This window comes from Henriciella aquimarina (assembly GCF_002088975.1).
GTDB lineage: Bacteria > Pseudomonadota > Alphaproteobacteria > Caulobacterales > Hyphomonadaceae > Henriciella > Henriciella aquimarina.
Window position 1 is genome coordinate 22,703 of the sequence record NZ_NCST01000021.1, and the last position, 7,205, is coordinate 29,907.

The window sequence follows — 7,205 nt, forward strand, 5'->3', positions numbered from 1 at the left end:
GCCGCCCGCTCTCAGCCCTCAGACCGGAGTGAGTCGAGCGCCTTTGCCTGGCGCTTCTGCCGCGAGGCGTGCTTTGAATAGGCGCTGAGGAGCCCCGTCTTCCACGGCCGGTCGCGACCTTCCGACATCGCCTCGATGGCGAGATAGTTCCAGGCCATCTGGCCCAGCGCATTGACCATCTTCACCATGCCGATCCCACTCTGCGGCCCGAGGAAACCGGGCCCGAGCCGCATCGTCCTGGCGTGGTTTTCCAGCCGGTCGATCTCACCGGCCAGCAGCTTGGCCGGCCCGTGCGGATCGGTGCAGAGTGGCGCGCCGAGCCCGATCATGTCGGCATAACCGGCCGACAGCGTCTCTTCCATCGCCACTTTCGAGCGGAAGCCGCCCGTGGCCATGACCGGCATCGCCGCGCGCTCGCGCACCATGGCGGCATAATCGACGAAATAGGCCTCGCGCGCTTTCGTGCTCTCGCGCACGGGCTGATCTTCAGCCGCCTGAAGCCCTTCTATGCCGAGCAGTTTCGGCTGCTCGTAATTGCCGCCGGAAATCTCAAGCAGGTCGATGGCTTTGTCATTCAGCCAGTCGACCACCTGGCAGCATTCCTCGAAGCTGAAACCACCCTGCTGGAAGTCCGCCGAGTTGAGCTTCACGCCGACCGGGAAGTCGCTTCCCACCGCCGCGCGTACGGCATGGACGATCTCGAGCAGAAGCCGGGCGCGGTTTTCCAGCGACCCGCCCCACTCATCGCTGCGCCGGTTGGAGCGTGGCGAGAGGAACTGGCTGATGAGATAGCCGTGCGCGCCGTGGACCTGCACCCCGTCAAAGCCGGTCTCCTTCGCCACCGCCGCACATTCGGCAAAGCGCTGGATCGTCTGGTGGATCTCCTGCTCCGTCATCGCGCGCGGCTTGCCGAACTGGCCGCCCGGCAGGTTGAGCTGCACATCGGAGGCCGATAGCGGCTCGGGGTTCACCAGTTTCGGCGTCTGGCGCCCGGCATGGCTGATCTGCATCCAGACCTTCGCGCCCTCGGCCTTCGCCGCCGCGCTCCAGGCTTTCAGCGCGGCGAGATGCTCGGGCGGCTGCGGCCCGGCGATGACGACATTGCCGGGGCTTTCCAGGCAATACGGATCGACCAGCACATTGCCCGTCAGCAGCAGGCCGCAGCCACTCCCCGCCCAGGCGCTGTAGAGCGTCGCGTGGCCCTCGCCGGCCCGATTGCCAACCGCAATCTGCTCGGTCATCGCCGCCTTGCAGAGCCGGTTCGGAATGGTCTGCCCGCAGGGCAGTCCGAGCGGCTGTTGGAGTATGCTGGTCATGATGCCCTCCCCTTCTTTTAACCGAGGATGGATCGCGTATGCGCCCGCGTCCACTCTGACGCAGGGAAAAGACCGTTCGGGCCGAGTCTTGCGCTTGGGGGCGGTTGTGCCTAGCTAAGAGCCTTCAGACACCAGACCGATGGAGCCCCAAAATGGATTTCGCCCGCAGAACTCTCGCGACGATCTTCCATTCTGCCCGGGCCTCTTTCCATGTCTGCCTTTCTGACCCTCGACCATCTTTCGCTCGCCAAGCCTGACGGCGCACCGCTTTTCGACAATCTGACCCTCTCTGTCGGGCCTCAGCGCATCGGGCTTGTCGGGCGCAATGGCTGTGGCAAGTCCACGCTTCTTCGCGCCATCGCCGGAGACGTGCCGCCCGCCGCCGGGACGGTGCACAGCCATGGCCGCATCGCGCGGCTGGAACAGCGCTTCGACGAGACGCTCACCCTTGCCGAAGCACTTGGCGTGGCCAAAGCGCTCGCCTGCCTCGCCCGCATCACGGCCGGCGAGGGCAGCGCGGAGGATTTTGACGCCGCCGACTGGACGCTGGAGGCCCGGCTCGACAAGGCCCTCAGCGAGACCGGGCTTGCCGCCATGCCGCTTGACCGCCGCCTCGCCAGCCTCTCAGGCGGGGAGCGCACGCGCGTCGGCCTCGCCCGTCTCCTGCTGGCGGCGCCCGACCTCATCCTGCTGGACGAGCCGACCAACAATCTCGATGCCGAGGGCCGTGCCGCCGTCATGGCACTGGTCGAGACGTGGCCGGGCGGCCTGATCGTCGCCAGCCATGACCGCGCCCTGCTGGACCGGATGGACCGGATCGTCGAGCTGACGCCGGTTGGCTGCACCGTGTTCGGCGGCGGCTGGAGCGCATTTGCCGAGGCGAGAGACGCCGCCCGTGCCCGCGCCGCGAGCGAAGCCGAAAGCGCGGCCAACCGGCTGAAATCGACCGAGCGCAAGGTGCAGCAGGCCAAAGAGAAGAAGGACCGCTCGGATGCGCGCGGCCGGGCCGTGCGGGCCCGTGGCGACCAGCCGAAACTGCTGCTCGATGCCCGCGCCGAACGCGCCGAGGCGACCGGAGCGCGCGGCAGCCATCTCGCCCACCGCCAGCTGGGCGAAGCCGAAACCGCCCTCAGCGACGCGGAAGCGAAGCTGGAGATTATCACCCCGCTCTCCATAGACCTGCCGGCCTGCCACCTGCCCGCCACGCGCCAGCTTCTCACCCTGTCGGATGTCGTCATGGAGGTCGGCGGGCGCCACCTGTTCGGGCCGCTCTCGGCCGAGCTGCGCGGACCGGAACGCGTGGCGATTACCGGGCCGAACGGGTCCGGCAAGACGACGCTTTTAAAGCTGATTACAGGAGAGTTGGTGCCAACCGCCGGAGACGTCACGGTCCACACGGATCGCATCGCCCTGCTCGACCAGCATGTCAGCCGGCTCGATCCAGGGCTCAGCCTGCTCGACAATATGAAGGCGCTCCTGCCCGGCCTGAACGAGAATGACACCCGCGCCGCGCTGGCCCGCTTCGCCTTCCGGGGCGAGGCCGCGCTGCAAACCGCCGTGACGCTGTCAGGCGGCGAGCGCCTGCGCGCCGGGCTGGCGGCAGCCTTCGCCACCCATGAGCCGCCAGACCTCCTGCTGCTGGACGAGCCCACCAATCATCTCGACATCGAGGCCGTCGAACTGCTGGAAGCCGCCCTCAAAGCCTATGACGGTGCCATCCTCGCCATCAGCCATGATGAGCGCTTTCTTGAGGCTATCGGCATCGACCGGCGGATCGCGCTCGGCTAACCCCGCGCGTCGAGATCCGGATCGAGGCTCAGATCCTCGTCGAGCTGCACGCCGAACGTGTTCAGCATCATCGAGACCTGGGTGTACTGGCCGACCGTCATGACGAGGTCCATCTTCTGCTTCTCGGAGAGAAAGGCGAGGCGGGCCCATGTGGCCTCCGTGATGAAGGCATCGGCGGTCAGCTCGTCTGTCGCCTGCAGCAGCGCGGCGTCTTCCGCGGTCCAGCCCCCGGCCTCCGGGCCGGCCTTGATGCGCGCGATTTCGTCTGCGGTGAGGCCGCATTCCAGCCCGATGCGCTCATGCTGGGCCCATTCATAGCCCGCGCGCCAGTTGAAACCTGCACGCAGGATGACGAGCTCGCGCTCGCGGGGCGCCAGGGCATTGTCGTCCGACAGGATATAGCCGCCCCACAGCATGAAGCGCTTGTAGGCCTTCGGCGCGCGCGAGAGCGTCCGGAAGATGTTGAAAACCTGGCCCTTGAAGCGCTCGCCGAGCAGCGCCTTCTGCTCGTCGCCCATCTCCTCATCTCTCAGCGGGGCGATACGTGGCTCTTTCAGGCGCATGGGTTTCCTCCTCCGTTTGCTTTGACGGCAGATAAGGGCCGCGCCCCGGCGGAAGGCAAGCGAAAGGAAAAGGGCTCTCGGATCCCGCCGCGACTACATGCGCAGCAGGGCGCGTAGCTCGCTCTCGATTTCACGCGCGAGTTCGCGGACGGCCTTGGACTTGTCGCCTCTGGTCCCGAATTTCACACTGCTGATTTGCCCCATCCAGTCCATGAAATCGGCAATCTCCTTGAGCATGGCCTTGTTGCGCAAGGCGAAATACTCATTGCCATGCTCTCTAAGGGCAAAAGCTACATCCATCCGGCTCTGGAATTTTTCCAGGAAGACAGACTTCGAGATACCGAGCTCCCGTTTCCAGGTCGCCCACAATTCACCCCCCATTTCCGTCTCCCGGTGACGATCCTGCATAAGCATGGCGCACAAGGCATGGGTCGCACGCACAGACGGCCGTTCACGCAGCAGATGGACGGCCTGCAACTGCGCGTATTCAAATTCCGGGACGAGCCGGACAGCTTCTAGCGCACCCAAGAGGTTGGGCACATCTGCCTCTCCAAATACGTCCCGATTATCTCTCAGCTCTTGCAGGATTTTTTCGAAATCCAGCTTCTGCCTGCGTGCAAACGAGCGGTTTCCTACTGAGCGGTCCAGCTTATCCGCGTTCTCGGCAAGTCGTAGGGAAAGCTGGCGGAGCTGCTCTGTGGGAGAACCGACGAGGACCTTGTACTTCCATATCATCCATGCCGCCCCGGCCCTCACATCCGGATTGTCCGAATGGCTGAGCTCGGCCAGCCTGTCTGGATTATAGGGATTTCCATCCCAGTCTCGATCAAGCCTCGCCTGGACATGCTCTTCGACACGCGCCTTGAATCTCTTTTTCGGGACCAGCCTGCCTGCCTTCCGGCTAAACCACATTCCTCGCTCGAAAAACGCCGTCTCCGTGAACGGATCGAAGACGTCCAGTTGCCCGGCCTTGTAATACCGCTTGTCCGCGCGTGACCGCTGCCAGAGCCCGATGGCCTGGAACAGCGCGGCCATGATGACGAGGTCGACCATGGCGCGGGCGGCAAAGGTGAGGTGTTTGGCGAGCGGGTTCTCGCTGGCGGCAGCATCGAACGGTGTCTCGATGCGGACATTGTAGATTTCCCACCAGTCGACAAAGGGAACGGCCTTGGCGAGTTCGGCACCGAAGAAGCGCAGCCAGTCAATGAAGGCATTGTTGCTCGACCATTGCTTCACCTCGACGAAGGCATGCGTCCAACCCTGCAACTGGTGCAGCGCCAGCGGCACGAGGATAAAGAGCGAGGCATAGCCGAGCAGCGCCTCGTCCTTCAGATCATTGTCAAAGCCGATATGGATTTCGTTGCCGCGCGTCGTGCGCAGGCGCGACGCCGTCTCGCGGTCCTCTTCGACCCAGGCCCAGCGCCGCCCGAGCGCGACCGCGATCAGCATGGCCGCACCAATCGGCACCAGCCCCCAAGGCGGAGCCAGCACGAAGCCCAGCGCGCTCAGCGGCAGGATCACGATCAGCACCAGCAGATGCGGGGTAAACCAGACCGGCCCATGCTGGGTCGCTCCAGACAGCGGGGCCACGAAGCGCACGAGAATGGAATCGAGCCGGCTCGTCAGCACGCCGGGTTTCATGACGGCGAAGCCGCTGAGCTTCACACTGCCCAGCGCCGCCCGATCGACCTCTTGTCGCTCGATCCAGTTGTTCAGGATGCGCATCACGTGCGGCGCCAGGATGATGACGAAAAAGACGAGCAGCACGACGAAGGTGATGAAGACGCCAAAATCCTCCCGCATCTGGAACATGTCGCCGGCCGCCGCCCAGGCCAGCAGGACAATGCCGGCGATCAGCAGGGCGCTTGTCCAGAAGCTCAGCTCGCTAACGACGTCGGTGCGCAGCACGCGTATCTCGCGGCCATCGCTGCGCAGTTCCGCCTCGAGCCGGGCCTGCCGGACAAAGCCGGTCATGAGCGGCACGAAGGCGCCCGCGAAGAAGACAAGAAAGCCGATCAGGTGGAGCGGGTGGGTGTTTTCGCCGGTGATGTGAAGTGGCAGAGCGCCGCCCGCGCCGGGCGTCGAGGCTGAGTAGGCGACGAAGGACAGACCGGCCAGGCTTGCGGCGAGATAGAAAAAGAACTCGATGAAGCCGTGTTCGATCCGGCGCTGCTCGGCATCGGTGCGTGCACGTGTCGGCGTGCGCAGCGCTTTGGAATACGGGATCCACACAGCCCACAGCCGCAGCAGCTGAGCTGTCAGGAGGCAGGTGCCGAGAAACATGACGCAGATTGCGCCCGCCCCTGTCAGGCCGGTCTGCGCGGCAATCCCCTCGCGCCCCGAGAGCACCAGCGCCAGCATGGCTGCGCCCGTGGCCGCCAGCGCCGCCAGAAGCGTCAGCGTATGTGGATCGAACCACGTCTGCTCTCTCTGTCCCCCACCTTTCATGCCACCACCCTCGTTACGCCCTCGTAACGATATTAACCAGACTTACTCCGGGTTGAAAACTGAAATGAGAGGACAGCGATCTGCTTTCAGGCCCGCCACTGGCGCCAGCGTTACGCATGGCCTACATCTGGCGCTTGTTTCGAGACCACCCGCCCAGAAGGCCCCGCCTGCCATGACCGAACTCTCCGTCAATCTCAACGCCGTTGCCCTGCTCAGGAACCGGCGGGACCTGCCCTGGCCGAGTGTGACGGGGCTGGGACGGATTGCGCTGGAGGCCGGGGCGGTGGGCCTGACGGTGCATCCGCGCCCGGACGAGCGCCATACGCGCCGGGCCGACCTGCCGGAGATGCGCGCGCTGATCGATACCGAGTTTCCAGGCCGCGAATTCAATATCGAGGGCAATCCGACCGAAGACTTCCTTACCCTGGTCGAGACGATCAAACCCGAACAGGTCACGCTGGTCCCGGACGATCCGGGCCAGGCGACCTCGGATCATGGCTGGGATTTCGTGGCCCACGGCGAACGGCTCGCCGCCATCACCGCACGGCTGAAGCGGTTCGGCGCGCGGGTTTCTCTGTTTGCCGATCCCGAGCCCGACGCCGCCCAGATCGAAGCCGCCGCCGCCACGGGCGCCGACCGGATCGAGCTTTATACCGGGCCCTATGGCGCCACCTTCGATGATGCCGCGCGCGCGGCCGAAGAGGTCGAGAAGCTTGGCGCGACCGCCGATGCCGCCGAAGCGCTGGGGCTTGGTGTGAATGCCGGCCATGACCTCACCGTCGCCAACCTTCCGGCGCTCGTCGCGCGCATCCCGGCGCTGGCCGAGGTCTCGATCGGGCACGGGCTGACGGCCGACGCGCTGGAATTCGGCATGGCCGAGACGGTGCGCCGCTTCCGCCGCGCCTGCGGACAAACGGTCTGAAACCGGTTCATAACAGGCGCAGCCCCTCACCTATTTCGGCGTCCCACGCTGCTGTGTCCGTGACGGCCCAGGGCGGCGTGGGCAGCCAGGGCGGTGTTTCCGGCAGGCCCGTTTGCGGCACCCCGCCCGGCCAGCTGACACGGCCATCGGCGGCGAGCACCGCCCCGC

Annotated in this window: 5 protein-coding genes; 2 read left to right on the forward strand and 3 right to left on the reverse strand. The window is 65.5% G+C overall.

Features of this window, described 5'->3' with window-relative positions:
• Nucleotides 1-11 precede the first annotated feature (11 nt).
• Complete coding sequence (locus B8784_RS03375; protein ID WP_084396216.1) at nucleotides 12-1,316, reverse strand: NADH:flavin oxidoreductase/NADH oxidase family protein; 1,305 nt, start codon at nucleotides 1,314-1,316, stop codon at nucleotides 12-14.
• Between the two features lie 210 nt (nucleotides 1,317-1,526).
• Between B8784_RS03375 and B8784_RS03380 the strand changes: the two genes are divergently transcribed.
• On the forward strand, nucleotides 1,527-3,104 hold the full coding sequence (locus B8784_RS03380) for an ABC-F family ATP-binding cassette domain-containing protein (RefSeq protein WP_084396217.1): 1,578 nt from the start codon (nucleotides 1,527-1,529) through the stop codon (nucleotides 3,102-3,104).
• Here the strand turns inward: B8784_RS03380 and B8784_RS03385 are convergent.
• Entirely contained in the window at nucleotides 3,101-3,667 is a 567-nt protein-coding gene (locus B8784_RS03385) for a carboxymuconolactone decarboxylase family protein (protein ID WP_084396218.1), read from the reverse strand. The two genes, B8784_RS03380 and B8784_RS03385, sit on opposite strands and share 4 nt — an antisense overlap.
• Nucleotides 3,668-3,760: 93 nt before the next feature.
• Nucleotides 3,761-6,115: a hypothetical protein gene (locus B8784_RS03390; protein WP_084396219.1), complete on the reverse strand. Its 2,355-nt coding sequence runs from the start codon at nucleotides 6,113-6,115 to the stop codon at nucleotides 3,761-3,763.
• A 172-nt stretch (nucleotides 6,116-6,287) separates the two neighbouring features.
• On the opposite strand from B8784_RS03390, the gene B8784_RS03395 reads away from it, so the two are divergent.
• Nucleotides 6,288-7,037 (forward strand): pyridoxine 5'-phosphate synthase, encoded by a 750-nt coding sequence (locus B8784_RS03395; protein WP_084396220.1) that lies wholly within the window; start codon nucleotides 6,288-6,290, stop codon nucleotides 7,035-7,037.
• Nucleotides 7,038-7,205: the final 168 nt, after the last annotated feature.

Bases quoted from the DNA above. Each gene is read 5' to 3' on its own strand.
- B8784_RS03380 (WP_084396217.1), top strand. From the start codon at position 1,527: ATGTCTGCCTTTCTGACCCTCGACCATCTTTCGCTCGCCAAGCCTGAC.
- B8784_RS03375 (WP_084396216.1), bottom strand. From the start codon at position 1,316: ATGACCAGCATACTCCAACAGCCGCTCGGACTGCCCTGCGGGCAGACC.
- B8784_RS03390 (WP_084396219.1), bottom strand. From the start codon at position 6,115: ATGAAAGGTGGGGGACAGAGAGAGCAGACGTGGTTCGATCCACATACG.
- B8784_RS03385 (WP_084396218.1), bottom strand. From the start codon at position 3,667: ATGCGCCTGAAAGAGCCACGTATCGCCCCGCTGAGAGATGAGGAGATG.
- B8784_RS03395 (WP_084396220.1), top strand. From the start codon at position 6,288: ATGACCGAACTCTCCGTCAATCTCAACGCCGTTGCCCTGCTCAGGAAC.